This is a genomic window from Pleomorphomonas koreensis DSM 23070, from assembly GCF_000425185.1.
Classification (GTDB): domain Bacteria; phylum Pseudomonadota; class Alphaproteobacteria; order Rhizobiales; family Pleomorphomonadaceae; genus Pleomorphomonas; species Pleomorphomonas koreensis.
Genome location: NZ_AULH01000022.1, coordinates 1 through 26,517, shown reverse-complemented (window position 1 = coordinate 26,517; position 26,517 = coordinate 1). Strand labels below are relative to the sequence as shown.

Below are 26,517 nucleotides of genomic sequence, written 5' to 3'. Positions count from 1 at the left end.
CTCCGTCGGCCCGGTTCCGTCGATGGCATGGCCGGTTTTACCGGCCCGGAACGGAACCAGAGGCGGACGGCGGGCGCTTCATCTCCCGGCCCCCGACCGCCTTACATGGCCTAGACGCGAGGGCACTATGGCGCGGCAGGGTTAATTTGTCTTCCCCCTATTTCGGCTCTCGAAGGAATTCAAACTCTTGACGAAAAGCGCCGCAGCGCCCCGCCGAAGCGGGGCGCGCCGGGATCAGACGACGGGGGGCACCGCCACGCCCAGCACCTCGACGACGGTACCGACCGGCACGCGATTGAACAGGTCGATGGCGTCCTGGTTGATCATGCGGATGCAGCCGGAGGAGACGTTGCTGCCGATCGTCCACGGCTCCGAGGTGCCGTGGATTCGGTAGAGCGTGTCCACGTTGCCCTGGTAGAGATACAAGGCGCGGGCGCCGAGCGGATTGTCCGGCCCGCCGGGCATGCCGCCGGCCCATTTCCGCGCCTTGGCATCGCGCGCCTGCATCTCCACCGGCGGATGCCAGGACGGCCACGCGGCCTTGCGGCGGATGACGGCGGCGCCGTCCCAGGCGAAGCCCTCGCGGCCGACGCCGATGCCGTAGCGGATGGCCCGGCCGTCGCCCAGCACCAGGTAGAGATAGCGGGCCGGCGTGTCGACGACGATGGTGCCGGCCGGCTCCAGGGTGTCGTAGAAGACCTCCCGGCGCAGGAAGGACGGGTTGACGCGGGTGAGATCGACGGCCGGCACGATGAAGCCGCCGTCGTGTATCTCGCCGTACATCATCACGTAGTCGGCGGACGGCCGGGGATAATGCTTCGGCTTCGACGGATCGATGATCGGCGGCATCGCGGGCGTGCCGGGGCTGGTGACGCAAGCGGCAAGCGCAAGGGGGAGCGTTGCGGCGAGAAACGCGCGCCTGGACGGTCGATTCATGATCTCCACTTTCTGCTGAGTCTCCGATGGCGGTTCAGTCAACCCGATGAACCCGCGATTCGCCATTCGGGTTGCAAAACTTGTCGCTCATCCGTCAGTTTTCCTTAACAGCCTGCCGGATGCCATCACCGAAGCGCCGGTGGAAGGTGGTCAGCGACTTGTCGGCGACGCGTACCGCCAGATGCAGCCGGCCGTCCTCACCCTCTCGCCGCTCCAGCACCTCGCCATGGGCGTAGAGCCAGGCGAGCCCGGCTCCATCGGTGGGATCGAGCGTCAGCTCGTGCACCGGCCGGCTGCCGAGGAGGCGCGCCTCGATGGCGGCGAGCAGTTCGGGCAACCCTTCGCCGGTGACGGCGGAGACCACGTGACGCTCCTGCCCGCCGGGCGAGTCGCTGGCGGCCTGGGCGAGCAGCATGTCGCGACGCGGTTCCTCAACGAGGTCGATCTTGTTCCAGACCTCAATGATGCGGTCGCGGTCCTCGGGGTCGAGGCCGAGCTGCTTCAGCACCTCGGCGACGTCGGCGGCCTGCGCCTCGGTGTCCTTGTGCGAGATGTCGCGCACGTGGAGGATGATCGACGCCTCGATCACCTCTTCCAGCGTCGCCCGGAAGGCGGCGACGAGATGGGTCGGCAGGTTGGAGATGAACCCCACCGTATCCGACAGGATGGCGTCGGTGCCGTGCGGCAGCTTGATGCGGCGCAGCGTCGGGTCGAGCGTCGCGAACAGCAGGTCCTTGGCGAAGACGTCGGCTTCGGTCAGCCGGTTGAACAGCGTCGATTTGCCGGCGTTGGTGTAGCCGACCAGCGCCACCACCGGATGCGGCACCTTGCGCCGCTGCCGCCGGTGCAGGTCGCGCGTGCGCTTGACCTGTTCGAGATCGGCCTCGATGCGGGTGATCTTTTCCTGGAGCTGCCGGCGGTCGGCCTCGATCTGGGTTTCGCCGGGGCCGCCGAGGAAGCCGAAGCCGCCGCGCTGGCGCTCAAGGTGGGTCCAGGAGCGGACGAGGCGCGACTTCTGGTACTTGAGATGGGCAAGCTCGACCTGCAGCCGGCCCTCGCGGGTGCGGGCACGCTCGCCGAAGATTTCGAGGATCAGGCCGGTACGGTCGATGACCTTGGCCTTCCAGGCCTTTTCGAGATTGCGCTGCTGGATCGGCGTCAGCGCATGATCGACGATGACCAGGTCGATCTCGTCGGCCTTCACCATCCCGGCGATCTCTTCCACCTTGCCGGTTCCGAACAGCGTCGCCGGCCTCGGCTGGTTGACCGGCACGGGAATGGTGGCGCGGATGTCGAGTTCGATGGCTTGCGCGAGACCAAAAGCCTCTTCGACACGCGCCTCGAGATCGCGTTGGGCGGCGAGGGACGCCTCGTCGCGCGGCGCCCGCTGGCGCAGGTCGGGGACGACAACCAAGGCGCTCGCCGGTTCCTCGACGCGATCGACACCCTTCTTGCGAGGACGGCCGCCCTCTTCAAGGTCCTGTTCGGTCACTTAACCTCCCGCGGGCCGCGTCCGGCGCGGCCGAAATGCACGTTCCGGATGGCCCGCCGGCCGGCGGCACGAACCGCCGCCGACGGACATCTACGGAACCAGCCGGACTCAGTTCGGTTCCTCGCTCCCCTCGAAAAGGGCCAGCGGCTGCGCCGGCATGATGGTCGAGATGGCGTGCTTGTAGACGAGCTGGGAGTGCCCGTCGCGCCTGAGGAGGACGCAGAAGTTATCGAACCAGGTGACGACGCCTTGCAGCTTGACGCCGTTGATCAGAAAAATCGTGAGTGATATCTTGTTCTTACGGACATGATTGAGAAAAGTGTCCTGAAGGTTCTGGGCTCTGTCCGCCATTTTATCCGGCCTTTTCGACTTCGTTTTTTTGTTAAGGGGCAAACGCCCTGAGCGACACCCGCGCGTCGCCAGCTTATGGTTACGCCGGGCGCGCCGGCAATTACCAGTCCATTTCGCGCGCGTGTCACGGTCGGTACGTTCGTCCTATCCGTGTTTGACAAAGCATGTGACAATTTTGCCTACGGCGATGCAAGCCGTCAAATCGGCTTGCGTTCGTCGATCGCCGCTTTCCGTCCAACCTCGATCGCCGGCCAGCCGGCGGCTCGGGACCATTCCCTAGATCGGCGTCTTCTCGGCGATGTCGTGGAAGCGCCGCCTGAGGCGGGCGGCGATGCTGCCCGGCACGCCGTTGGCCACCGTCTCGCCGTCGACGCTGATCACCGGGCAGAGCGTCGCGCCGGCCGAAGTGAGGAACACCTCGCGCGCCGCCTTCATCTCGGCCACCGTGAAGCGCCGCTCGACGACCGGCACGCCCTCGGCGGCGGCCACCTCGATCAGCACGGAACGGGTGATGCCGCGCAGGATGCCGCGATCGGCCGGCCGCGTGACGAGCCGCCCTTCCCCGTCGACGATCCAGACGTTGGCGGACGATCCCTCCGTCACATGGCCGTCGGCGTCGACGAACACCGCCTCGAAGGCGCCCGCCTCGCGCGCCGCCTGCTTGGCGAGCGCGTTGGGCAACAGGCCGACCGTCTTGATGTCGACGCGCTCCCAGCGATTGTCGGGAATGGTGATCACCGGCACGCCCTTCTCGTAGCGGGCCGCCACGGCGGCGACATCGATCGACTTGGCGGTCGCCGTGAAGGTCGGCGCGGCATTCTCGGGGAAGGCATGGTCGCGCGGCGCGGCGCCGCGCGAAATCTGCCAGTAGACGTAGCCGTTCGCGACGCGATTGCGGCGCGCCACCTGGCGCAGCACGTGGGTCATGGCCGCCCGGCTCATCGGCGCTGCAATGCGCAGCTCGGACAGCGAGCGGTCGAGCCGGTCGAGGTGGCGGCTGAGGTCGATGATGGCGCCGTCCTTGATCTGGCAGGCCTCGTAGACGGCGTCGGCGAACTGGTTGCCGCGATCCTCGACGCTGACGACGGCCTCGCGCGAGGGAACATAACGCCCGTTGACGTAGGTAATGCGCGAGGTCATGGAAGCTTCTCCGGAAAGGCTCTGGGCGCTACTCGAGTTCGACGATGCGCCCCTCGTCGAGGGTGATGCGCCGATCCATGCGCTCGGCCAGCGCCATGTTGTGGGTGGCGATGATGGCGGCAAGGCCGGTGGCCCTGACCAGCGCCGCCAGCGCGTCGAACACGTAATGCGAGGTCTTGGGGTCGAGGTTGCCGGTCGGTTCGTCGGCGAGCAGCACCTTGGGCGCGTTGGCGACGGCGCGGGCGATGGCGACGCGCTGCCGCTCGCCGCCGGACAGCTGCGACGGCAGGTGCGTGGCCCGCTTGTCGAGCCGCATGTAGGCGAGGAGATCGTGGCCGCGCTTGGCCGCTTCCTTCTTGTCGAGGCCGGCGATCATCTGCGGCATCATCAGGTTCTCAAGCGCGGTGAACTCCGGCAGCAGATGATGAAACTGGTAGACGAAGCCGATCTCGGTGCGGCGCAGGCGGGTGCGGGTGGCGTCGTCGAGCTTGCCGCAGGCATTGCCGCCGATGACGATGTCGCCGGCGTCCGGCTTCTCCAGAAGGCCGGTGATGTGCAAGAGCGTCGACTTGCCGGCACCCGACGGGGCGACCAGCGCCGTCAGTTCGCCGGCGAACAGGTTGAAATCGCAGCCACGGAGGATCGGCAGCGTACCGGTGCCCTCCTTGTAGGACTTCTCGATGCCGACCAGCTTCAGGACCGGATCTTCCACGCCGGTGATCAGGGTTTCGATGGCCGGCATCACTCGTACCTCAGCGCGTCGACGGGATCGAGACGGGCCGCCTTCCAGGCGGGGTAGATGGTGGCGGCGAACGACAGCACCAGCGCCATGATCAGCACGCTGATCGTCTCGTGCATCTGCATGTCGGCCGGCAGCTGGCTGAGATAGTAGAGTTCGGGCGAGAACAGCTCGGTCGAGGTCAGCCAGGAGACGAACTGGCGGATCTTCTCGATGTTGAGGCAGACCAGCAGGCCGAGCCCGAAGCCGGCCACCGTGCCGGCGAAGCCGATCGCCGAACCGGTGATCAGGAACACGCGCAGGATGGAGCCGCGGCTGGCGCCCATGGTCCTGAGGATGGCGATGTCGTGGCTCTTGTCCTTGACCAGCATGGTCATGCCGGAGACGATGTTGAGCGCCGCCACCAGCACGATCAGCGTCAGGATCATGAACATGACGTTGCGCTCGACCTCCAGCGCCGAGAAGAAGGTGACGTTGCGCTGCCGCCAGTCGGTGATCAGCACCGGACGGCCGGCGTCGATGGTCATCTTCTCCTTGAGGGTGCCGATGTCGTCGGGCCGGTCGACGAACACGTCGATGGCCGTGACCTTGTCCTCCATCATGAAGTATTTCTGCGCCTCGGCGATCGGCATGAACACGAAGGTGCCGTCGTATTCGCTCATGCCGATCTTGAAGATGGCGGCCACCGGATAGGCTTTTACGCGCGGCGTGGTGCCAAGCGCCGTGACGTTGCCCTTGGGGCTGACCAGGGTGATCTTGTCGCCGACCGTCACGCCGAGACTCTCGGCAAGGCGCTGGCCGATGGCGACGCCGATGCCGTCGTCGAACTTGTCGAAGGTGCCGACCTGCACCGTGTCGTAGACGAGCGGCAGCTTCTGGAGATCGGCGCTGCGCACGCCGCGCACCAGCACGCCGAATGCGCCGGACGGGCCGGAGGCCAGCACCTGGCCCTCGACGAACGGCATGGCCAGCCGGACGCCGTCGATGCCGGCGATGCGGTCGGCCACCGAGGCGTAGTCGGTGAGCGGGCTGTCGATCGGCTGGATGACGGCGTGGCCGTTGATGCCGAGGATCTTCTCCATCAACTGGCCGCGGAAACCGTTCATCACCGCCATGACGATGATCAGCGTGGCGACGCCCAGCATGATGCCGACGAAGGAAAAGCCGGCGATCACCGAGATGAAGGCTTCCTTGCGACGGGACCTCAGATAGCGGCCGGCCAGTTTCCACTCGAAGGGGGCGAAGGGACGCCCCGCTTTCGCCTCGCTCATCCAAAGACCTCCAAATGCCGGCCGAACGCCGGAACGCCGCGGCCGCCAGAGTCGCCCGTCGACTCGCGGCCACCGCGCGAGACTAGCAAATTCCTTCCGACGGCATGGCGTCCCGTCGGCGTTATCCAGACGGAATCGAGGAGCGCTGTCGGAGGAGCGGCAGCTTGCCGCCCCTCTTCCGCGACAATCAGGCCTTTTCTGTGACGCGGGCGACCGCCGATTCCAGCGACACCAGCGCCTTCTCGCCGGTGGCGCGCCGCTTCAGTTCGACGACGCCGTCGGCAAGGCCCTTCGGACCGACAATGATCTGCCATGGCAGGCCGATCAGGTCCATGGAGGCGAACTTGGCGCCCGGCCGGGCGGCGGTGTCGTCGTAGAGCGGGTCCTTGCCGGCGTTGGCGAGCTGCTCGTAGGCGCTCTCGCAGGCCGCCGTCACGGCCGCGTCATCGGAACGCAGGCTGACGATGCCGGCGCCGAACGGCGCGACGCTCTCCGGCCAGATGATGCCGGCGTCGTCGTGGCTCGCCTCGATGATGGCACCGATCAGCCGCGACACGCCGATGCCGTAGGAACCCATGATCACCGGCTGCTCGCTGCCGTCGGCCATAGCCACCCTGGCGCCCATCGGCTCGGAATATTTGGTGCCGAAGGAGAAGATGTGGCCAACCTCGATGCCGCGGGCCGAAACGCGCCGCTCCTCGGGCAGCGCCGCGAAGGCGGCTTCGTCGTGCATCTCGTCGGTGGCGGCGTAGCGGCTGGTGAAGGCATCGACGACCGGCGAGAGATCGGCGTCGAAGTCGACGTCGTCGCCGGGCACCGGCAGATCGAGCAGGTCCTTGTCGCAGAACACGGCGCTCTCGCCGGTCGAGGCGAGGATGATGAACTCGTGGCTGAGCTTGCCGCCGATGGGACCGGTGTCGGCGCGCATCGGGATGGCGGTGAGGCCGAGCCGCTTGTAGGTCCTGAGATAGGCGACGAACATCTTGTGATAGGCGCGCAGCGCGCCGGCCTGGTCGACGTCGAAGGAATAGGCGTCCTTCATCAGGAACTCGCGGCCGCGCATCACGCCGAAGCGCGGACGCACCTCATCGCGGAACTTCCACTGGATATTGTAGAGGTTGAGCGGCAGGTCGCGGTAGGAGCGCACATAGGTGCGGAAGATGTCGGTGACCACCTCCTCGGCCGTCGGGCCGTAGAGCATCTCGCGCTCGTGCCGGTCGACGATGCGCAGCATCTCCTTGCCGTAGGCGTCGTAGCGGCCGCTCTCGCGCCAGAGATCGGCCGGCTGGATCGACGGCATCAGGATCTCGACGGCGCCGGAGCGGTTCTGCTCCTCGCGGACGATCTCCTCGATCTTCTTCAGCACCTTGAGGCCGAGCGGCAGCCAGGAATAGATGCCGGCGTTCTGCTGGCGCATCATGCCGGCGCGCAGCATCAGGCGGTGCGAGACGATCTCGGCCTCCTTGGGTGCCTCTTTGAGAATGGGCAGGAAATACCGGCTGAGACGCATGGAATCCTCTCGCGCATTGGGGTGAGCGCGCTACTCAAAGCGCATCGACCCCGAAAAAACAAGACCGATCGGTCACCGACCGGACGAAAGCAATGCCGCGTCCCCCGTCCGCTATGACTTTAGTCTATGATATAAACCACGGATAGCAGACCAGTCCGGAACCGATCCAGAGATTTCCGACAAGTTATTGATATGGCGATATTTCCGGAGTGCGTCTGCAATCGCGGGCGACGTGTTTCGGTCTGCCGCGAACGCATGCAACGCCTGCACAAACGGATGACAAACCGAAAAACCCAGTGTATGGTACCCGCCATAAACAAGGACGGCACAGCCAAACGACGAAATGCTTCAGTAAATGAAGCCGTTGAAACAGGCAAAACAGAGTGCTTTCCAGTTATCGCGGTCTGAGTCTTGGGAGGGAAAACCCATATAGGCGCGGAAATCGCTGCCGCCGGCGGATGGACTGGGAGGTCTTTCGATCTGTAGGCTTTATGGGCTGACACGCGGAACTAAAGGCAGGGCTTCGGCCCTGCTTTTTTATTTTTAGTCTTGCCGGAAGACCTGTCGTTGCTGCCGGCGGGCGCGGTTGTCGTCACCTTGAAAACACCGTTCAATAAAGCGCTACTACCGTTCAGGCCATTGTCCACGTATCTTTCCCTATGAAACAGGAAAGGACAAGCCATGAGCATTCCCGGCAAGGGCGGAACCGACCGCATCGAGCAGATCCTGCTGCCGAACGTCCGCGATCTCGGCGGCTTCAAGGTTCGCCGGGCGCTGCCGTCGGCGCAGCGGCGCATGGTCGGGCCGTTCATCTTCTTCGACCAGATGGGGCCGGTGATGTTCGGCGCCGGCGAGGCGGAGGACGTGCGGCCGCACCCGCATATCGGCCTCTCGACGCTCACCTATCTGTTCGACGGCGAAATGGTGCATCGCGACAGCGCCGGCCACAAGGAGACGATCAAGGCCGGCGAGGTCAACTGGATGACGGCCGGCAACGGCATTGTCCACTCCGAGCGCTTTCCGACCGAGGTGCACGCGGCCGGCGGCCGGCTGTTCGGCACGCAGATCTGGGTGGCGCTGCCGAAAACCAGCGAGGAAATCCCGCCGCGCTTCAGCCATCACGACAAGGACGCCCTGCCCGCCCTCAGCGACACCGGCCTGCGGCTGACGCTGGTGGCCGGCGACGGCTTCGGCCTGCGCTCGCCGGTGCCGGTCTATTCCGACCTGATGTATGCCGACGTCCATCTCGATGCCGGCACGCGCTTCAAGGTGCCGCCCGACCATATCGAGCGCGGCGCCTACGTGATCAGCGGCGGCGTTTCGATCGAGGGGCAGGACGGCGTGTTCCCGCCCAACCAGCTCGTCATCTTCCGACCCGGCGCCGAGGTGATCCTGACGGCCACCGAGCCGACGCGCCTGGTGCTGATCGGCGGCGAACCCTTCCCGGAGAAGCGGCACATCTACTGGAACTTCGTCTCCTCCTCGCGGGAACGCATCGAGGCGGCCAAGGCCGACTGGCGCGCCCGCCGCTTCCCGGAGATCGCTGGCGAGACGGAGTTCATCCCGCTGCCGCCCGATCCGCCGGGGCTGCGGGTGAAGGAGTAATCCCCCAAACGAGAAGGGCGGCGCCATCGGCACCGCCCTTTCCATATTCCGATCCGAGAGCCGGATCAGCGCTTCGAGAACTGGAAGCTGCGGCGAGCCTTGCGCTTGCCGTACTTCTTGCGCTCGACGACGCGGCTGTCGCGGGTCAGGAAGCCGAGCTTCTTGAGCACGCCGCGCAGGCCCGGCTCGTAGTAGGTCAGCGCCTTGGAGATGCCGTGACGCAGCGCGCCGGCCTGGCCGGACAGACCGCCGCCGGACACGGTGGCGATGATGTCGAACTGGCCGTCGCGGGCGGCGGCGTAGATCGGCTGCTGGACGATCATCTGGAGCACCGGACGACCGAAGTAGACCGTGAACTCCTTGCCGTTGACCGTGATCTTGCCGGAGCCCGGCTTGACCCAGACGCGCGCGATGGCGTTCTTGCGCTTGCCGGTGGCATAGGCGCGGCCGAACTTGTCGAGCTTCTGGACGTGGACCGGGGCCTCGGCCACCGGAGCGACGTCGGCAGTGCCGAGTTCGGCGAGGGAGGAAAGCTCAGCCATGGATCAAGGCCTCGTGTTCATCTTGTTCATCGACTTGACGTCGAGGACTTCCGGCTGCTGGGCGGCATGGGGATGCTCGGCACCGGCGTAGACGCGGAGGTTGGAAAGCTGGCGACGGCCGAGCGGACCCTCGGGGATCATGCGCTCGACGGCCTTCTCGAGCACGCGCTCCGGGAAGCGGCCTTCGAGGATCTGGCGCGCCTTGCGCTCCTTGATGCCGCCGATGTAGCCGGTGTGCCAGTAGTAGGTCTTGTCGGTGTACTTGCGGCCGGTCAGCACCACCTTGTCCGCGTTGATGACGATGACGTTGTCGCCGTCGTCCATGTGCGGGGTGTAGGTGGCCTTGTGCTTGCCGCGGAGGCGCATCGCGATCACAGTCGCGAGGCGGCCGACCACGAGGCCTTCGGCGTCGATCAAGACCCACTTCTTCTCGATGTCCGCCGGCTTCGCCGAATAGGTCGTCATGGGCGTTACCGTCTTCCGGTTGGGCCGCCGCCCTCAAGATCGGGAGCACACGGCCGGTTCGTCTCACCATCGCATCGCTGCCGATGCGAAAGGGCGGCTCCCGTCGCCAGGCGCCGCCGTCGCGTCTCCATTATGGAAATGCCGCCCGTTTGTCAAGCGACACGGACGGCATCCTTCGTATATGAATCAATGCGTTAGACCATGCGGTATCATGATACCGCATAAATCTCGCCTCAGGCGAGACCGAGCAGCGCCTTGACGTCGGCGATGTCGGAGGGCTTGCCGTAGTCGATCACCCCTTCGGCCGGCGCGATGCGGCGGATCAGGCCGGACAGCACCTTGCCGGCGCCCACCTCGACGAACTTGTCGACGCCGGCGCCGGCCATGGCCGACACGCTCTCGCGCCAGCGGACGGTGCCGGTCACCTGCGCCACCAACTGCTGGCGGATGGCCTCGGGATCGTCGGTCGGCGCGGCTGTGACGTTGGCGAAGATCGGCACGATCGGCGCGGCGATGGTCGCCGCGGCCAGCGCCTCGGCCATCGCCTCGGCGGCCGGCTTCATCAGCTGGCAGTGGAAGGGCGCCGAGACGTTGAGCAGCATGGCGCGCTTGGCGCCCTTGGCCTTGGCGATGTCGACGGCGCGGATGACGGCGAGCTTGCTGCCCGACACCACCACCTGTCCGGGGGCGTTGTCGTTGGCGGCCTCGCAGACATCGCCCTGGGCGGCCTCCCTGGCGACGGCCACCGCCGTCTCGAAATCAAGCCCGAGCAGGGCGGCCATGGCGCCCTCGCCCACCGGCACCGCCTTCTGCATGGCGTTGCCGCGCGTCCTGAGCAGGCGGGCGGCGTCGGTCACCGTCAGCGCGCCGGCGGCGGCCAGCGCCGAGTATTCGCCGAGCGAGTGGCCGGCGACGTAAGCGGCATGCTGCTTGATGGTGATGCCTTCGGCTTCGAGGGCGCGCAGCGCGGCGAGGCTGACGGCCATCAGCGCCGGCTGGGTGTTGGCGGTCAGCGTCAACTGGTCCTCGGGACCGTTGAAGACGATGTCGGACAGCTTCTCGCCGAGCGCGTCGTCCACCTCCTCGAACACCGCCCTGGCGGCCGGATACTGGTCGGCGAGGGCCTTGCCCATGCCGATGGCCTGACTGCCCTGGCCGGGAAACACGAAGGCATTGGTCATCTGTTGGCTTTCCTCAATGGTTTTCGGCCGGACACGACCATCCGGCCGCGGCAAAGTCAAGGCCGGGCCGCCGGATTCCGGGGAAAAGCCGACGTCATGGCCGGCGCGGCAGCAGCGACCCGACGGCGATGGCGAGCCAGCCGAGGATCAGCGACACGCCGCCCGACGGCGCCGCCATGGGAAACAGGCTGCGTGCCGTCGCGGCCTTGAACACCAGTTCGCCGGAGAACAACAGGCAGCCGGCGACGATGAGCAGCGCCGAAAGGCCGCGCAGCCGACGTCCCTCGGCATTGGCAAGCGCCAGCAGCGCCGCGGCGTGGAACAGCAGGACATTGCCCGCCACGTCGAGATTGGCGCCGGTGACGGCGTGGGCGCCGACGGCCAGCGTCGCCACCCCGGCCGCGCCGGCAAGTCCCGCCGATAATCCGATCAGTCGATGGGCGGACATGACATCATCCTCTGGCATCCATGCCGTTCAGCTACTAACGGTGTCGGTAATAATCCATCCGTCGATAAGCCGAAAGCGCCGCCATGCTCATTCCGGTCACCGATCCGGCCGATCCACGCCTCGCCCCGTTCATGAACGTCCGCGACCGCGACCTCAGGCAGGCGCACGGCGACGCTTTCATCGCCGAGGGCGAGAGCGTGCTCGCCGTCTTCCTGTCGGCGGGCTCGCGCTTCCGACCGGAGGCGTTGATGATCGCCGGCAACCGAGTGGAGGCGGTGCTGGCGCTGTCGCCGCGCGACGACCTGCCGATCTTCGTCGCCGACCAGCCCGTGATGGACGCCATCGTCGGCTTTCCGATCCATCGCGGCATGATCGGCCTCGGCCGACGTGGGGCCTTGCCCGCCCTCGCCGACCTGCTCGCCGCGCGGCCGGCCGTGGTGGTCGGGCTGGTCGGCATCGCTAATCACGACAACATGGGCGGCATCTTCCGCAACGCCGCCGCCTTCGGCGCCGGGGCGGTCGTGCTCGATGCCACCTCGTGCGATCCGCTCTATCGCAAAGCGATCCGGGTGTCGGTGGGCGGCGCGCTGCGGGTGCCGTTCACGCGACTTGCGGCCGACGCCAGCGTCGCGGCAAGCCTCGCCGCCTCGGGCTACCGGGTGCTGGCCCTGTCGCCGCGCGGCGAAAAGCGGCTCGGCGAGGTGGCCGTCGACCGTCCCGTAGCGCTGCTCTTGGGCACGGAGGGCCCGGGCCTGCCGGATGCCGAGATGGCGGCGGCCGAAACGGTGCGCATCGACATGGCCGGCGGCTTCGACAGCCTCAACGTGGCCACCACCTGCGGCATCGCGCTCTACGAACTGACGCGGCGGACGACGGCAAGATCCTGATATGATTACCCCTCTCCCGGTGGGGAGAGGGGCATGGCTGTTCCAACGGAAAGATCGGCGCCCTCCCCTCAGCCGCCGGAGATCACCGCGGCACGGTCGCGCCAGGAGCGGGCCGGGGTCGGCTCGCCGAGTGCCTTTTCTCGGGCGAGCAACTGGGCCTCCCGCTCGGGGATGTAGTCGCGGGTAATCGGCACCACGTCGTTCCGGTGGGTAAGCTGGAACTGGTAGACCACCACGTCGAGGAAGCGGAAGGCGGCCTCGCACATGGCGAGATAGCATTCCCACATGCGGCAGAAGCGCTCGTCGTAGAGGGCAAGCGCCTTGTCGCGCTGGGCCATGAAGCGGGCGCGCCATTCGCGCAGCGTGTCGGCGTAGTGATGGCGCAGCACCTCGACGTCGGCCATCATCAGGCCAGACTTCTCGACGGCGGTCACCACTTCCGACAGGGCCGGCAGGTGGCCGCCGGGGAAGATGTACTTGGTGATCCAGCCGTTGGTGAGGCCGGGCGTCGAGGTGTGGCCGATGGTGTGCAGCATGAACACGCCGTTCTCGGCGAGAAGGTCGGCCGTCTTGCGGAAGAAGGTATCGTAATTCTGCGGCCCGACGTGCTCGAACATGCCGACGGAGATGATGCGGTCGAAGGTGCCGCGGGTGTTGCGGTAGTCCTCCAGCTCGAACTTCACGTGCTCGTAGCCCTTGTCGGCAGCGCGCTTGCGGGCAATGGCCAGCTGTTCGTCGGAGAGCGTCACGCCCTTGACCTGGCCGGCCCCGCCCACCTCGGCGAGATAGAGGCCGAGCCCGCCCCAGCCGCTGCCGATGTCGAGCACGCTCATGCCCGGCTCGACCAGCAGCTTGGCGGCAAGGTGCCGGCACTTGGCACGCTGTGCCTCCTCGAGCGTCAGCTCCGGCGAGGCGAAATAGGCACAGGAATACTGGCGGTCGGCATCGAGGAACAGATCGTAGAAGGCGGCGTCGAGATCGTAGTGGTGGACGACGTTGCGGCGCGACCGGCCCAGCGTGTTGCGGCCGAACAGAACATGCCGGACCTTGCGGGCGGCGAGCAGCAGCTTGCGGCCGGTGAAGCTGCGCATGGCCGTGCCGTGCTGGAGCAGCAGCTTGAGGAGGTCGTAGAGCGTGCCCTCGACGACGTCGAGCCGGCCGTCCATATAAAGTTCGCCGAATCGCACTTCCGGGTCGCGGATCAGTTCGCCGGCCGTCGCCTTGTCGGCGATGCGAACCACGACGCGCTGGCCGCTGCCGTCGCCGAATACCCAGCGCGTGCCGTTGTAAAGCTCAACCTCAAGTGAACCGCGTGTCACCAGCTTGTTCAGCAAGCCGCGGAGAATATTTTCCGCCCAGACCATGGCAGGTCCCCCACCATCGCTATCGCGGCGGCACCGGTCTTGCGGTCTTCAACAAGGCCGAAATCGTCTACATCCGATGTCGCCAAACGAAACTGCAACCGAGGCCGTAGAGGATCGTCGTAACGAAAATGTAGTCCGGTCCGGAGCCGCGTCCACCGATGGCGGACGTCAGCGCCTGTCGGCGGCCCGTTCATAAATATGATCGAAATCAAAAAAGGTTCCAGAGAATTCCTTGGGGAACACCCGCCTGGGCCGGTCACGAACGCGCGATCCATCTCCTTGAGAGATCAATGATCCCGCTGCCGGCGATCGCCGGGCAAGCCGGCCAGCGCGCCTTGCGGCGGCAACACGCCGTCACCCCTTCCGGCCGGCGCCGTCCTTCAGCGCCAGTTGCTCGGGCACCGGCAGACCGCGCTCGACGAACAGCCTGATCACGCCGTCCGGCATGGCGCGGCAGCCGCAATTGGCGGCATGGCCGGCGTGCCAGGCCATGCGCTGGTCGGGCTTAGGGTTCTTCGGCATGGGGTTGGCCTCGTGCCAGGCGCGATTGATCCTGCTCATCGTTTTCCTTTCCCGGCGTTCGGCGTTCCGTCATCTGCGGTCGGCCGGGCGACAGGAGATGTCAGCAGGCTTCGCGCATCGGGAATTGGACGGATGCCCTTGAAAGCGGAACGGCCCCCGTTGCCGGGGGCCGTCCTTCATCTCGTCAGTGAAGCCTTGGGCTTACCGGAAACCGGTCAGTCCTCGAGGGTCCAGACGGCCGGCGAACGCTCAAGGCGGGCGACCAGCAGCTGACGCTCCAGATCCATCTCCTTGGGCAGGCGATCGCCGAACTTGGCGAAGTGCGAGATCTGGTCCTCGGCCTCGGCCAGACCCTTGTCCTTCTCGACCTTGACGATCTCGTCGTACTTGGCCTTCGGGAAGTCGACGCCTTCCATGTTCAGGTCCGAGTAGCGCGGAACGAGGCCATAGGGGCTCTCGACAGCGGCAGCCGTGCCCTTGACGCGGCCGACGATCCACTCGAGGGCGCGCATGTTCTCGCCGTAGCCCGGCCACATGAACTTGCCGTTCTCGTCCTTGCGGAACCAGTTGACGCGGAAGATGCCAGGCGCGGCCGGCAGCTTGCGGCCGATGTTCAGCCAGTGCGCCCAATAGTCGGCCATGTTGTAGCCGCAGAACGGCAGCATGGCGAACGGGTCGCGGCGCATGGCGGCCTGGCCGACGGCGGCAGCGGTCGCTTCCGAACCCATGGTGGCGGCAAGATAGACGCCGTGGGTCCAGGAGAAGGACTGCATGACCAGCGGGAAGGCCTTGGAAACGCGGCCGCCGACGATGAAGGCATCGATCGGCACGCCAGCGGGATCTTCCCAGGCGGCGTCGATCGACGGCACCTGCGAGGCCGGAGCGGTGAAGCGGCTGTTCGGATGGGCGGCAGCGCGGCCGCAATCCGGGGTCCAGTCCTGGCCGGTCCAGTCGATCAGGTGCGCCGGCTTCTCGCCGTCGAGACCTTCCCACCACACGTCGCCATCGTCGGTCAGCGCGACGTTGGTGAAGATGCAGTTGGCCTTGAGGGTGGCAAGCGCGTTCGGGTTCGAGACGGCGTTGGTGCCGGGGGCGACGCCGAACAGGCCGTTCTCGGGGTTGATGGCGCGCAGGCGGCCATGGGCGTCCGGCTTGATCCAGGCGATGTCGTCACCGATGGTGGTGACTTCCCAGCCCTTGTAGGCCGGCGGCGGGATCAGCATGGCGAAGTTGGTCTTGCCGCAGGCCGACGGGAAGGCGGCGGCGACGTAGGCCTTCTCACCCTTGGGGTTCTTGACGCCGAGGATGAGCATGTGCTCGGCGAGCCAGCCCTCGTCGCGGGCCATGACCGAGGCGATGCGCAGGGCGAGACACTTCTTGCCGAGCAGGGCGTTGCCGCCGTAGCCCGAACCGAACGACATGATCTCGCGGGTTTCGGGGAAGTGGACGATGTACTTGGTGTCGTTGCAGGGCCAGGCGACGTCCTTCTGGCCGGCTTCGAGCGGGGCACCGACCGAGTGGATGCACGGCACGAAATCGCCGTTGCCGAGCACGTCGAGCACCTTCTGACCCATGCGGGTCATGATGCGCATGTGGACGGCGACGTAGGCGCTGTCGGAGAGTTCAACGCCGATCTGGGCGATGTCCGAACCGAGCGGACCCATGGAGAAGGGGATCACGTACATCGTGCGGCCCTTCATGCAGCCCTTGAACAGGCCGTTCATGGTGGCGCGCATCTCGGCCGGATCGGCCCAGTTGTTGGTCGGGCCGGCTTCGTCCTTCGTCTTCGAGCAGATGTAGGTGCGGTCCTCGACGCGAGCGACGTCCGACGGATTGGAACGGGCAAGGAAGCTGTTCGGGCGCTTCTCGGGGTTCAGGCGCGTGAAGGTGCCGCCGTCGACCAGCTCCTGGCAGAGACGATCATATTCTTCCTGCGAACCGTCGCACCAGTAGATGCGATCCGGGGTCGTCAGCTTGGCGACTTCCTCGACCCAGGCGATAAGCTTTGCATTCTTGGTAGGAGCTTGTGACATCAGCTTTCTCCGATGGACATATCGCCGCCCGTTCCGGTCTCATTGGTGAGAGAGGACTTATGAGACGAAGCGCCGACAAGGGTGGGTAAGGTTCGCAGCCTGATGAAAGAAGCTTCTGCCGTGGTGGCTACACCATAAAAGAGCATCGCCGGGAACCCTTCGGCACCCTTGAGACAACCCCAAGACAGTCGCATCTCCTGCCAGTCTCTCCAACGCTCGGCACCCATAACCGAGCGGCCCGGATTAGCGTTCCGGAAAAAGACAATACCGACTGAAGTATGAGGGATCAATCGTTGTAAGACCGTACGAGATCACCGTCCGATGGATCGGAATTTTGGAACAAAAATAGAACAAAATAGAGACGAAAAGGATGGTCAATTCAGCAATTCGGCTAATTTCTGCGCTTTTTCATGGCCGCCTTGGGAGGGCTATCCTTTTCACCGAAAGTTCTACGTGCCATTACGTATCCAATACGTAGTTTATACTAGGAGACGTAAAAATGCATTCCAATTCGGACCGATTGCCGGCAATCGCCTCGCCGAAAGGCCGGGATCGCGGCATTCAATCGATATGATTCCCGATACCGCCAACCGGGCGGTTCGGTCAGGCCGGACGTGTTTCCTCCCGGACGCCGCCGAGATCGACGCGGCGGCCGACGCCAATGGCCGCGAGGAAGGCTTCGTCGTGGCTTACAACCAGAAGTGCGCCGTCATAGGCACGGAGACCGGCCTCCACCGTCTCGACCGATTCGATGTCTAGATGGTTGGTCGGCTCATCCAGGATGAGGAGCTGCGGCGGCCGGCTCCGTCCGAGAACGCAGGCGAGACCGGCCCTCAGCCGTTCGCCGCCGGACAGGCTGCCGACCGTCCGGAGCGCGGCATCGGCGCGGAAGCGGAAGCGGGCCAGACTCGCCCGGCAGGCTTCCTCGCCGGCATCGGGGTCGAGGCGGCGGCAGGCGTCGCGAATGGTCTCGCCGTCGTCGAGCAGCGACACCCGCTGGTCGAGGAAGGCGAAGTCGACGCGGCGGTCGATGGTGCCGGTCAGCGGCGCGAGATCGCCGACGATCGTGCGGAGCAGCGTCGTCTTGCCGGAGCCGTTGGGGCCGGCGACGGCAACGCGTTCAGGCCCCCTGATCTCCAGCGTGAGGTCGCGGACCAGCGCTTCGCCGCCATGGCCGGCGCTCAGCCGGTCGAGCCGCAGCACCAGGCGGTCGGCGACGAGGCCGGACGGCGGCAGGCTGACCGAGAAAGGCACCAGGATTTCCAGCTTCTTCCGCGCTTCGTCGGCCGCCGAGGTGGCGGCGGCCGTCCGCCGCTCGGCAAGGCGGGCGTCGGCGGCGCGCGTCTCCTCGGCGCGCCGGGCGAGACCGCCGGCGACGATCTTCGGCATGTCGCCCTTCTTGCCCTTGCGCGCCCCTGCCCCGGCCCGGCGGGCCTGCCGCTCGGCCTGCGTCTGCGCCGCCTGCCGCTCGACGGCCAGCCGCCGCTCGGCGTCGTCGAGATCATGTCGGGCGGCGGCCAGCTCCACCGCCTTGCGTGCCCGGTAGGCGCTCCAGCCGCCGCCATAGCGGCCGGCGCCGAGCGGCGTCAGTTCGACGATGGCATCCATGCCTTCCAGCAGATCGCGGTCGTGGCTGACCACCACCGCGCCGCCGCGCCAGCCGGCCAGGAGTTCGGCCACCGCCCGGCGACCGTCGCGATCGAGATTGTTGGTCGGCTCGTCGAGCAGCAGCATGTCCGGTTCGTCGAAGGTCAGCGCGGCCAGCGCCGCCCGCGTCGTCTGCCCGCCCGACAGCGCGACGAGCGGTGTCTCGGGCGCAACGGCAAGGCCGAGCCCGGCGAGCGACGCCTCCATCCGGGCCGGCAGCGTCCAGTCGGCGGCGGAAAGCTCGGACAGGCTTGCCTCCCCTGCCTCGGCGCGGTCGAGCAGGGCGAGCGCCTCGCGCACGCCATAGAGGTCGGCGACGGTCATCCCCGGCGGCGGGGCGACGATCTGGCGCAGCACGGCGAGCCGGCCGGCGACGGCGATGCTGCCGGCCTGCGGCTGCAGTTCGCCGGCGATCAGGTGGATGAGCGTCGACTTGCCGACGCCGTTGCGGCCGACCAGGCCGGTGCGCTCGGCGCCGAAGGCGATGTCGAGATGATCGAAGAAGGGGCGGCCGTCAGGCGTAGAATAGCTGAGACCGGAAAGCGTGATGGAAGCGGGCATGAATGCGATTCCTGATGGCAGGGAAAACGAGGTCTGCGATCAGGCTGTCGTTCATTGCGGCAAATCCAGCTTCAGCCGGGCGATGATGCCCGGAGGGCGCCGCTATAGTCCGGTTGCCGGCGGCGCGCAAGGGGAAACGAGCGGAATGCCGCGCGTCCGGCGGCTCCGCCCGCCGGTTCCGGAGCATGTCCGATGAAAGCCGATTGATCGGACATGCTCTCTCTTTGTATGGCGCAACTCCGGAGGCAAAACCGGTTCCCGACTTTTGCCGGAACTGCCCTAAAGGCGGGCGACGCCGCGCCGGCGCAGGAGATCGATGACGCGATCGGGCGAGCGGAAGCAGGGAATGCCGATGCGCTGCTGGTCGATGATCAGCTCCAGCACCATGAAATGGCCGGGCACGCTTTCCGGCGGCGGCAGCAGGCGGAAGGCGTTCACCGCCGGCAGGCAGATATAAGTCCGGCGGTAGGCGTAGTGCGCGAAGAAGCGCCGCCGCATCGGCGCGTCGCGGTCGATGACCACCAGTTCGCCGCCCGACAGCAGGATCAGCGTGCCGGTGGTGACGCGGCGGCGGTTCTGGGCGTTGCGGCAGGGCCGGCCCGGCGGATCGAAATAGATCGGCAGCATGAACTGGCCGCCGCGCCGCTCCTCGGACAGCATGGCGTTGAAGAAGAAGCCCTCGAACTCCTCCGCCTCGCCGCCCGGCGGCGAGCGGAACTCGTCCGGCCCGGCGATGCGCTGGCGGGCGAAGGCGAGAACGCGCGCCATCAGGTCGGCGGAGACCGAATTGTAGGTGACGCTCAGCGCGTCGCCCTCCTTGAGGAGCAGCGCGAAATCGGCGTGCAGCAGATTGTGCCCGGCCCGGACGGCGGCGACATCGTCCCAGGCGACCTCGCGGGCCATGAAGCCCTCGGCGTCGACCGGCGCCGACAGCAGGGTGAAGCCGTGGGCATCGGCGGCAAACACCGCGCCGTAGAGGTCGGCGCCCGGACAGGCTTCGCGCCGGTCTATCGGGCGCGGGATCTTGACGATGTAGTCGGCGCCCTTCAACCCGTCGTAGGCCGACCGGAAGCGGGGCGGCATGTCGATCGCCGAACTGACCGGCAGCAGCCAGGGGCCGAAGGCATCGTATTCCCGGAGATCGTCCGGATCGGCGTCCGCCCGGCTCCAGGCCGAACGACGCGGCGAGCGTCTGAATTGGCTGAACACCACGTTCCTCCACTCGTTGCAGCATACCGACATCGCGCGAAAGGCGCCGCGCCCTCCCCGCCACAAGCCGCCGGACGCCGCCATGACGGGCGCCCCGCACAGGCCCGCGGCCGACGGCCGGCAGCCACATCATTGTGCGGACAATCGCGGCGCCTGACCAGTTGGCATTCCCACGGCCACCCGCTTGCCGCATCCCACGCAAGGCCACTCGCGAGGCCTGTCCGATCGACGAACCGGCGTCTCATCCGGACAACCGTCTCAGGGCCGACGCCCTCGCCGCCAGTCAGGTCCACCCGGTAGGCGGTTCCGATTCCCGAATGGTTCGACAGGAATAGAGAAGCAATGCACGACCGTCCGGGGACCGCCCGCCGGGCATCGGCTCGGGCGCATCCGCCATCGGATAGCCGGGGATCACCCTCGGCAACCAATTCCACAACCTGTCTATCACCGAACCACTCTACCACCAATTGTCCTTTCGCCCCGTCCGCGCCAGCGGCGGCCGGAAAGCGCATGCTTCGGGTGGCAGCGCGCCGCCATGAGGCGAAAAGCCGTGGCGATCCAATCCGAGGCGCCGCCGGGGTCGAGTCCGGGACGCCAGCGACCGGCGCCGCGACGTCTCCGGCTCGAAAAATGGCGAGCGACCGTCGTCATCCCTCCCGGTTACGTCCCTGCAACGTTTCAAATCGTCAAAAACGACCTCATCCCGGCGAGAACCTCCGCAACAGCGTGACAACGGCAGCCCAGCGATCGCTCCTTTCCCCTTGAAAGCGCTTTGAATCGGGCTTCGACAGCGGTCGGCCTCGGCGGCCACTACGTAATAACCCAAGGTGAGCTTGCATCCGACCCCGGAATGGGCCTAGACCTTTAGTCGTATCGTTTTCGGTGGCTTCACCGAAGAATGTCGCGTTTTCAATGGACCACCGTCAGGAGACCGCACAGCCCCGCCAACGCCCCCTTGGACATAAGTCGAAGATGCGACTATTGCTCAACGAACTCGCCTGTGATACTCCATGGAAACGCTTCCACACGATGTTCGCCCACATGCACCCGACCATTAAGGACATAGCGGAGAGAGCAGGCGTCGGCCTCGGCACCGTCTCGCGGGTGCTGAATGATCACCCGCGCGTGTCCGAGACGACACGGGCCAAGGTGCTGGGCGCGGTGCGCGAGCTCAACTACGTACCGAGCCTCGCCGCCCGCGGCCTGTCGATGGGCAAGACGCAAAGCATTGCGGTCATTGCGCCTTTCTTCACGCGATCGGCCTTCGTCGAGCGGCTGCACGGCATTGAGGAGACGACGTCGGCCAATGGCTACGACCTCGTCATCTATAATGTCGACGCCGTCGAGAAGCGCGACCGCTACTTCCGCACCGTGCCCGATCCGCGCCGGGTGGACGGCGTCATCATCATTTCCCTGCCCCCTTCGGCGTCGGACGTCGCCCGCTTCCAGCGGTCTGCCGTTCCGGTTGTTTTCGCCGACGTCGGCAATCCCGTTTGCGAGCCGTTCGATCGTATCGTTATCAACGATATTCAGGGCGGCCGCCTGGCGACGCAGCATCTGATCGATCTCGGCCACCGCGGCATCGGCTATATCGGCGACCTGCCGGTCGCCGGCTTCAACTTCACCGCCGGCGAGGATCGCTTCGAGGGCTATCGGCGCGCGCTGATCGGCGCCGGCCTTCCGGTCCGGCCGGAGCACCATCTCGACGGCCGCTTCGGCCGTGAGGTGGCGCGCGAACTCGCCCGCCGCATGCTGGCCTCCGCCGGCCGGCCGACGGCGATCTTCGCTTCCAACGACACGCAGGCCCTGGGAGTCATCGAGGCGGCCGGAGACCTTGGCCTTGATGTGCCCGGCGACCTGTCGGTGGTCGGCTATGACGACATCGAGACCGCCGATTTCCTGGGGCTGACGACGGTCCGCCAGCTCCTTTTCGAATCCGGGCGCCGCAGCGTCGAAGCCCTGCTCGGGAGATTGCAGTCTCCCGAGCGGGCGCCGCTCTGCGACACGCTGCCCGTCGAGCTCATCGTGCGCCGGACGACTGCTCCGCCACGCTGATGATGCCGCCGCTTTCCGTCGAGCGGTGGCGTCAAGATCGCGCGAGGTGCGCGATCGTTCTTTAGGAAGACCCGATTTTTGGGAGGTTTGCATGAAATTGAAATCGCTTAACGCCTGCCTGATGGCGTCGGCTTTCGTCGCTTTCGCCGCTGTCACGGCCGCCGCCGCGGCCGACAACATGCCGGCCGAGCTGGCCGACGCCTTCGCCGGCAAGTTCAAGGGCACCAAGGTCACCGCCTTCGGTCCGTTCACCGCCGGCGACGAAGTCCGCTTCAACGACACGGTCAAGGCCTTCGAGGAAGCCACCGGCATCGACATCCAGTACGAGGGCTCGAAGCAGTTCGAGGCGACGATCGCCACGCGTTCCGACGCCGGCAACCCGCCCGACATCGCCGACTTCCCGCAGCCCGGCCTGCTGGCCAACTTCGCCAAGTCCGGCAAGCTGGTCGACCTCAGCGCCAACAAGGACTACTACCTCCAGCAGTACATCCCGAGCTGGGTGGACATGGCCACCAAGCCCGGCAAGGACGGCAACCCCGGTCTCTACGGCGTGTGGGAGCGCGTCAACGTCAAGAGCCTGGTCTGGTATCCGAAGAAGGCCTTCGACGCCGCCGGCTACAAGGTGCCGACGACCTGGGCCGAACTCGAGGCCCTGCAGGACCAGATCGTCGCCGACGGCGATACGCCGTGGTGCGTCGGCATCGAGTCGGGTGCCGCCACGGGCTGGCCGGCCACCGACTGGCTCGAGGAGTTCATGCTGCGCACGACCTCGCTCGAGAACTATGATGCCTGGACCGAGGGCAAGCTGCCGTTCTCCTCGCCCGAGGTGAAGCATGCCGCCGAGCTGATCGGCAAGATCTGGCTCGACGAGAAGTATGTCTACGGCGGCCGCAAGGGCATCGTGTCGACCAGCTTCGGCGATTCGCCGGTCAACATGTTCTCCGATCCGCCGAAGTGCTGGCTGCACAAGCAGGGCAACTTCATCACCGCCTTCTTCCCGGAGAAGGCCAAGGCCGGCGTCGACTACTCCTTCTTCTACCTGCCGGGCATCGACCCCGCCTATGGCAAGCCGGTTGAAGTCGGTGGCGACATCTGGGGCGCCTTCAACGACCGTCCGGAAGTCCGCGCCGTCATGCAGTACTTCGCCAAGGCCGAGCATCTGAAGGCCTGGCTCGCCGTCGGCGGCGCCATCGCGCCGCAGAAGGACGCCGATCTCGCCTGGTACAAGAACGACGTCGACAAGGGCGTCGCCGAGATCCTGGCCGGCGCCACCGCCGTCCGCTTCGACGGTTCGGACCTGATGCCGGGCGAAGTCGGCGCCGGTTCGTTCTGGAAGCAGATGACCGCCTGGGTGTCCGGTACCACCGACCTCGACACCGCCCTCAAGGACATCGACGCCTCCTGGCCGAAGAAGTAAGTCCTCGACTTAATCCGACTGGCCAACGTCGTTGACTTTCGGTTAAGACTTACGACAAGCGCGCCCCCGCCCGAGCGGGGGCCGCGACCCAAAAAAGGCGGGGCGGACCATGGTGATGCTTGGCAAAAGCGTCTTCATCCAAACCGACCTTTCACGCGGATTCGCCGGGTGGAGCGATGCTCTCCGACCCGCGCAGCGCCGGCCGCAACGCCGGACGCCTCGCCTGAATCCGCCGATCGGGTCGACGCTGGGCTGGGAAGGCCCGGTCGGACTGCCCGGTTTCTCACTCGCCGCTGTGCATAAGGACGAGCCGGCCGCCATGGGGTCGCGCTCCGGGGGACAGACATGACGCTTCTCAATCCCGACGCGGACGAGCGGTCCGCCGAGCTTGCGCGCGCCCGCCGACGGCGAAACCGCGCCCTCTTCACCCTCCTGAGCGGCATCATCGCGGCCGTCGTCCTGTTCGAGGGCTTCTTCGCGCTGCGCGACAGCCAGGCGCCCAAGCTGGTGGTGGCCCTGTTCGCCATGGTCTGGGGCGGCGGCGGCATGGCGATCCTCTACCTGATCGCCAACCAGTTGGTCGAGTTCACGCCGTCTGCCTGGCAGCGGCGCCTGACGCCGATCGTCTTCGTGCTGCCGGCCATCGCCTTCGTCGTCTACTTCCTGGCCCTGCCGGCGGTGCGCACCTTCATCGCCAGCCTGTTCGACCGCGACGGCAGCAACTTCGTCGGGCTCGCCAACTACATCACGGTATTCACCGAACCGTTCATGCTGGTGACCTTCCGCAACAACGTGCTGTGGATCGTGTTTGGCGCCAGCTTCACCATCATCTTCGGCCTCCTCGTGGCCGCGCTGGCCGACCGCAGCAAGTTCGAGAACCTCGCCAAGGCGATCATCTTCATGCCGATGGCCATCTCGCTGGTCGGCGCCGGCGTCATCTGGAAGTTCATCTATGCCGTCCGCGATCCGAGCGACGTGCAGATCGGCCTGCTGAATGCCATCGTCGTCGCCTTCGGCGGCGAGCCGCAGGCCTGGATCGCCATGCTGCAACCGTGGAACAATCTGTTTCTGATCGTCATCGTCGTCTGGATGCAGACCGGCTACGCCATGGTGCTGTTCTCGGCGGCCATCAAGTCGGTGCCGACCGACATCATCGAGGCGGCCCGCGTCGACGGCGCCGGCGAGTTCAAGATCTTCTTCTCGATCATCATTCCCTCGATCATGGGCACCGTCGTCACGGTGTCGGCCACCGTCATCATCTTCACGCTGAAGATCTTCGACGTGGTGCTGGTGATGACCGGCGGCCAGTTCGGCACCGACGTCATCGCCACCCAGTTCTACAACCAGTATTTCGTCAACCGCAATTTCGGCCTCGGCTCGGCGATCGCCATCGTCCTGCTGCTGACCGTCATTCCGGTGATGGTCTACAACCTGCGCCAGTTCAACAAGAGGGAGACCCTGTGATGGCCAAGTCAAAGGGCAACCCCTTCCCGCGCGTCTTCGTCAACGTCACGCTGGTGGTCATCTGCCTCTTGTGGCTGATCCCGACGCTCGGCCTGTTCGTCTCCTCCTTCCGGCCGCGCGACGAGATCATGTCGTCGGGCTGGTGGACGATCATCCCGCACAAGGTCTGGGTGACCACCGAGCAGTTCACGCCCGATCCGTCGATCGACCGCAACGGCGTCATGACCTTCGAGGGCGCCACCGGCACCTTCGAGGAGCTGCGCAAGGGCGTCGAATCGGCCGACGGCGACAAGCGCGTCGTCTGGATCGGCAACAAGCGCGCCGGCACCGTGCAGGTGCAGGAGAAGGAGTGGAGCGGCGCGCCCGCCACCACGCTCCAGAACTACCACGACGTGCTGGCCGGCAAGAACGTCACCATCGCCAACAATCAGGAGGAAGCCGCCCGCAAGGGCGAGGACATGGCCGATGCCTTCATCAACTCGATGGCGGTCACCTTCCCGGCCGTGGTCATTCCGATCCTGATGGCCGCCTTCGCCGCCTACGGCTTCGCCTGGATGCGCTTCCCCGGCCGCAAGATGGTGTTCGCACTGATGGTGGCGCTCCTGGTGGTGCCCCTGCAGATCGCGCTGGTGCCGGTGCTCACCGACTATGTGCACCTGAGGCTGAACGGCACCTACATGGCGGTCTGGCTGGCGCATACCGGCTTCGGTCTGCCGCTCGCGGTATTCCTCCTCTACAACTATATCTCGACGCTGCCGCGCGAGATCATGGAGGCGGCGATCGTCGACGGTGCGTCGCACTTCAAGATCTTCTGGCGGCTGGTGTTGCCGCTGTCGACGCCGGCGCTCGCCTCGTTCGCCATCTTCCAGTTCCTTTGGGTCTGGAACGACTATCTGGTGGCGTTAATCTTCATCGGCAACGTGCCGGGCGTCCAGGTGCTGACCATGCGGCTCGCCGACATGGTGGGCTCGCGCGGCTCCGACTGGCATCTGCTGACGGCCGGCGGCTTCGTGTCGATGATCCTGCCGCTGATCATCTTCTTCTCGCTCCAGCGCTACTTCGTCCGCGGCCTGACGGCCGGCTCGGTGAAGTGAACGGCTGAAACAAGGACAGCAGCCCCGCGCGTGCGGTTCCGGCAAGACGGAACCCGCCGGGGCCAAGGGAAACAAGGGAGTACCGCATGGCCAGTCTCACGATGCGCGATGTGCGCAAGAGCTTCGGACGGGTTGAGATCATCAAGGGCGTCGATCTGGACATTGGCGACGGCGAGTTCGTGGTGTTCGTCGGCCCGTCGGGCTGCGGCAAGTCGACGCTGCTCAGGATGGTCGCCGGTCTGGAGGAGATCACCTCCGGCGAGATCCTGATCGACGACAAGGTGTGCAACGACATCGCCCCCAAGGACCGCGGCATCGCCATGGTGTTCCAGTCCTACGCGCTCTATCCGCACAAGTCGGTCTACGCCAACATGGCCTTCGCGCTGGAGATCGCCGGCTTCTCCAAGGCCGAGATCGCCGAGAAGGTGCAGAAGGCCGCCAAGATCCTGCACATCGAGCACCTCTTGGACCGCAAGCCCGGCCAGCTCTCCGGCGGCCAGCGCCAGCGCGTCGCCATCGGCCGCGCCATCGTGCGCGAGCCGAAGATCTTCCTGTTCGACGAGCCGCTCTCCAACCTCGACGCC

Annotated in this window: 23 protein-coding genes and 1 pseudogene; 8 read left to right on the top strand and 16 right to left on the bottom strand. The window is 66.2% G+C overall.

Going from position 1 to position 26,517, the window contains the following annotated elements:
- Positions 1-234: 234 nt before the first annotated feature.
- The 7 genes from H512_RS0117415 to proS form a co-directional block, all read right to left on the bottom strand.
- On the bottom strand, positions 235-936 hold the full coding sequence (locus tag H512_RS0117415; RefSeq protein ID WP_026784538.1) for a L,D-transpeptidase: 702 nt from the start codon (positions 934-936) through the stop codon (positions 235-237).
- Positions 937-1,030: 94 nt separating this feature from the next.
- Positions 1,031-2,428 carry a GTPase HflX gene (hflX, locus tag H512_RS24645; protein WP_053240006.1) on the bottom strand — a complete coding sequence of 466 codons (1,398 nt, stop codon included), beginning with the start codon at positions 2,426-2,428 and terminating at the stop codon, positions 1,031-1,033.
- Between the two features lie 108 nt (positions 2,429-2,536).
- Positions 2,537-2,779, bottom strand: a complete 243-nt coding sequence (gene hfq, locus H512_RS0117405) for an RNA chaperone Hfq (protein WP_026784537.1) — start codon at positions 2,777-2,779, stop codon at positions 2,537-2,539.
- Positions 2,780-3,055: 276 nt separating this feature from the next.
- On the bottom strand, positions 3,056-3,919 hold the full coding sequence (locus H512_RS0117400; RefSeq protein ID WP_026784536.1) for a D-amino-acid transaminase: 864 nt from the start codon (positions 3,917-3,919) through the stop codon (positions 3,056-3,058).
- Positions 3,920-3,947: 28 nt separating this feature from the next.
- Positions 3,948-4,661, bottom strand: coding sequence for an ABC transporter ATP-binding protein (locus tag H512_RS0117395; RefSeq protein ID WP_053240005.1), 714 nt, complete (start codon positions 4,659-4,661; stop codon positions 3,948-3,950).
- Complete coding sequence (locus H512_RS0117390) at positions 4,661-5,929, bottom strand: lipoprotein-releasing ABC transporter permease subunit (RefSeq protein ID WP_026784534.1); 1,269 nt, start codon at positions 5,927-5,929, stop codon at positions 4,661-4,663. Before H512_RS0117390 ends, H512_RS0117395 begins: the two co-directional genes overlap by 1 nt.
- Positions 5,930-6,116: 187 nt before the next feature.
- Positions 6,117-7,439 (bottom strand): proline--tRNA ligase, encoded by a 1,323-nt coding sequence (proS, locus tag H512_RS0117385; RefSeq protein WP_026784533.1) that lies wholly within the window; start codon positions 7,437-7,439, stop codon positions 6,117-6,119.
- Positions 7,440-8,120: 681 nt separating this feature from the next.
- Here proS and H512_RS0117380 point away from each other — a divergent pair.
- On the top strand, positions 8,121-9,044 hold the full coding sequence (locus H512_RS0117380; RefSeq protein WP_026784532.1) for a pirin family protein: 924 nt from the start codon (positions 8,121-8,123) through the stop codon (positions 9,042-9,044).
- Between the two features lie 65 nt (positions 9,045-9,109).
- Here H512_RS0117380 and rpsI read toward each other — a convergent pair whose 3' ends face one another.
- The 4 genes from rpsI to H512_RS0117360 form a co-directional block, all read right to left on the bottom strand.
- Positions 9,110-9,586: a 30S ribosomal protein S9 gene (gene rpsI, locus H512_RS0117375; protein WP_026784531.1), complete on the bottom strand. Its 477-nt coding sequence runs from the start codon at positions 9,584-9,586 to the stop codon at positions 9,110-9,112.
- Between the two features lie 3 nt (positions 9,587-9,589).
- Complete coding sequence (rplM, locus tag H512_RS0117370; RefSeq protein WP_026784530.1) at positions 9,590-10,051, bottom strand: 50S ribosomal protein L13; 462 nt, start codon at positions 10,049-10,051, stop codon at positions 9,590-9,592.
- Positions 10,052-10,284: 233 nt separating this feature from the next.
- Positions 10,285-11,232: an ACP S-malonyltransferase gene (gene fabD, locus H512_RS0117365; RefSeq protein ID WP_026784529.1), complete on the bottom strand. Its 948-nt coding sequence runs from the start codon at positions 11,230-11,232 to the stop codon at positions 10,285-10,287.
- 94 nt (positions 11,233-11,326) lie between these two features.
- Positions 11,327-11,680: a DUF423 domain-containing protein gene (locus tag H512_RS0117360; protein ID WP_026784528.1), complete on the bottom strand. Its 354-nt coding sequence runs from the start codon at positions 11,678-11,680 to the stop codon at positions 11,327-11,329.
- 83 nt (positions 11,681-11,763) lie between these two features.
- Between H512_RS0117360 and H512_RS0117355 the strand changes: the two genes are divergently transcribed.
- On the top strand, positions 11,764-12,567 hold the full coding sequence (locus H512_RS0117355) for a TrmH family RNA methyltransferase (protein ID WP_026784527.1): 804 nt from the start codon (positions 11,764-11,766) through the stop codon (positions 12,565-12,567).
- A gap of 68 nt (positions 12,568-12,635) precedes the next feature.
- Here H512_RS0117355 and H512_RS24640 read toward each other — a convergent pair whose 3' ends face one another.
- The 4 genes and pseudogenes from H512_RS24640 to H512_RS0117335 form a co-directional block, all read right to left on the bottom strand.
- Positions 12,636-13,931 carry an SAM-dependent methyltransferase gene (locus H512_RS24640; RefSeq protein WP_053240004.1) on the bottom strand — a complete coding sequence of 432 codons (1,296 nt, stop codon included), beginning with the start codon at positions 13,929-13,931 and terminating at the stop codon, positions 12,636-12,638.
- Positions 13,932-14,285: 354 nt separating this feature from the next.
- A complete protein-coding gene (locus H512_RS24635) occupies positions 14,286-14,492 on the bottom strand; it encodes a hypothetical protein (protein WP_036792383.1) in 207 nt (68 codons plus the stop codon).
- A 176-nt stretch (positions 14,493-14,668) separates the two neighbouring features.
- Positions 14,669-16,495: pseudogene (locus H512_RS0117340) on the bottom strand (phosphoenolpyruvate carboxykinase (GTP)); the annotation flags it as partial.
- Positions 16,496-17,089: 594 nt separating this feature from the next.
- Positions 17,090-18,694: an ABC-F family ATP-binding cassette domain-containing protein gene (locus H512_RS0117335; protein WP_026784525.1), complete on the bottom strand. Its 1,605-nt coding sequence runs from the start codon at positions 18,692-18,694 to the stop codon at positions 17,090-17,092.
- On the opposite strand from H512_RS0117335, the gene H512_RS27110 reads away from it, so the two are divergent.
- Positions 18,681-18,890 carry a hypothetical protein gene (locus tag H512_RS27110; protein WP_156899555.1) on the top strand — a complete coding sequence of 70 codons (210 nt, stop codon included), beginning with the start codon at positions 18,681-18,683 and terminating at the stop codon, positions 18,888-18,890. The genes H512_RS0117335 and H512_RS27110 overlap by 14 nt on opposite strands.
- An 83-nt stretch (positions 18,891-18,973) precedes the next feature.
- On the opposite strand, the gene H512_RS0117330 is transcribed toward H512_RS27110, so the two are convergent.
- Complete coding sequence (locus H512_RS0117330) at positions 18,974-19,903, bottom strand: hypothetical protein (protein ID WP_026784524.1); 930 nt, start codon at positions 19,901-19,903, stop codon at positions 18,974-18,976.
- A gap of 912 nt (positions 19,904-20,815) precedes the next feature.
- Here H512_RS0117330 and H512_RS0117325 point away from each other — a divergent pair.
- From H512_RS0117325 to H512_RS0117305, 5 genes are all read left to right on the top strand, one after another.
- Complete coding sequence (locus tag H512_RS0117325; protein WP_084798580.1) at positions 20,816-21,958, top strand: LacI family DNA-binding transcriptional regulator; 1,143 nt, start codon at positions 20,816-20,818, stop codon at positions 21,956-21,958.
- Positions 21,959-22,049: 91 nt separating this feature from the next.
- The gene (locus H512_RS0117320; RefSeq protein WP_026784522.1) at positions 22,050-23,375 is read left to right on the top strand and encodes an ABC transporter substrate-binding protein; all 1,326 of its coding nucleotides are present in this window, start codon (positions 22,050-22,052) and stop codon (positions 23,373-23,375) included.
- 345 nt (positions 23,376-23,720) lie between these two features.
- Positions 23,721-24,839: a carbohydrate ABC transporter permease gene (locus H512_RS0117315; RefSeq protein WP_026784521.1), complete on the top strand. Its 1,119-nt coding sequence runs from the start codon at positions 23,721-23,723 to the stop codon at positions 24,837-24,839.
- Positions 24,839-25,933, top strand: coding sequence for a carbohydrate ABC transporter permease (locus tag H512_RS0117310; RefSeq protein ID WP_026784520.1), 1,095 nt, complete (start codon positions 24,839-24,841; stop codon positions 25,931-25,933). The genes H512_RS0117315 and H512_RS0117310 overlap by 1 nt, the downstream gene beginning before the upstream one ends.
- An 86-nt stretch (positions 25,934-26,019) precedes the next feature.
- A partial coding sequence (locus H512_RS0117305; protein ID WP_026784519.1) for an ABC transporter ATP-binding protein occupies positions 26,020-26,517 on the top strand: 498 nt, incomplete at its 3' end.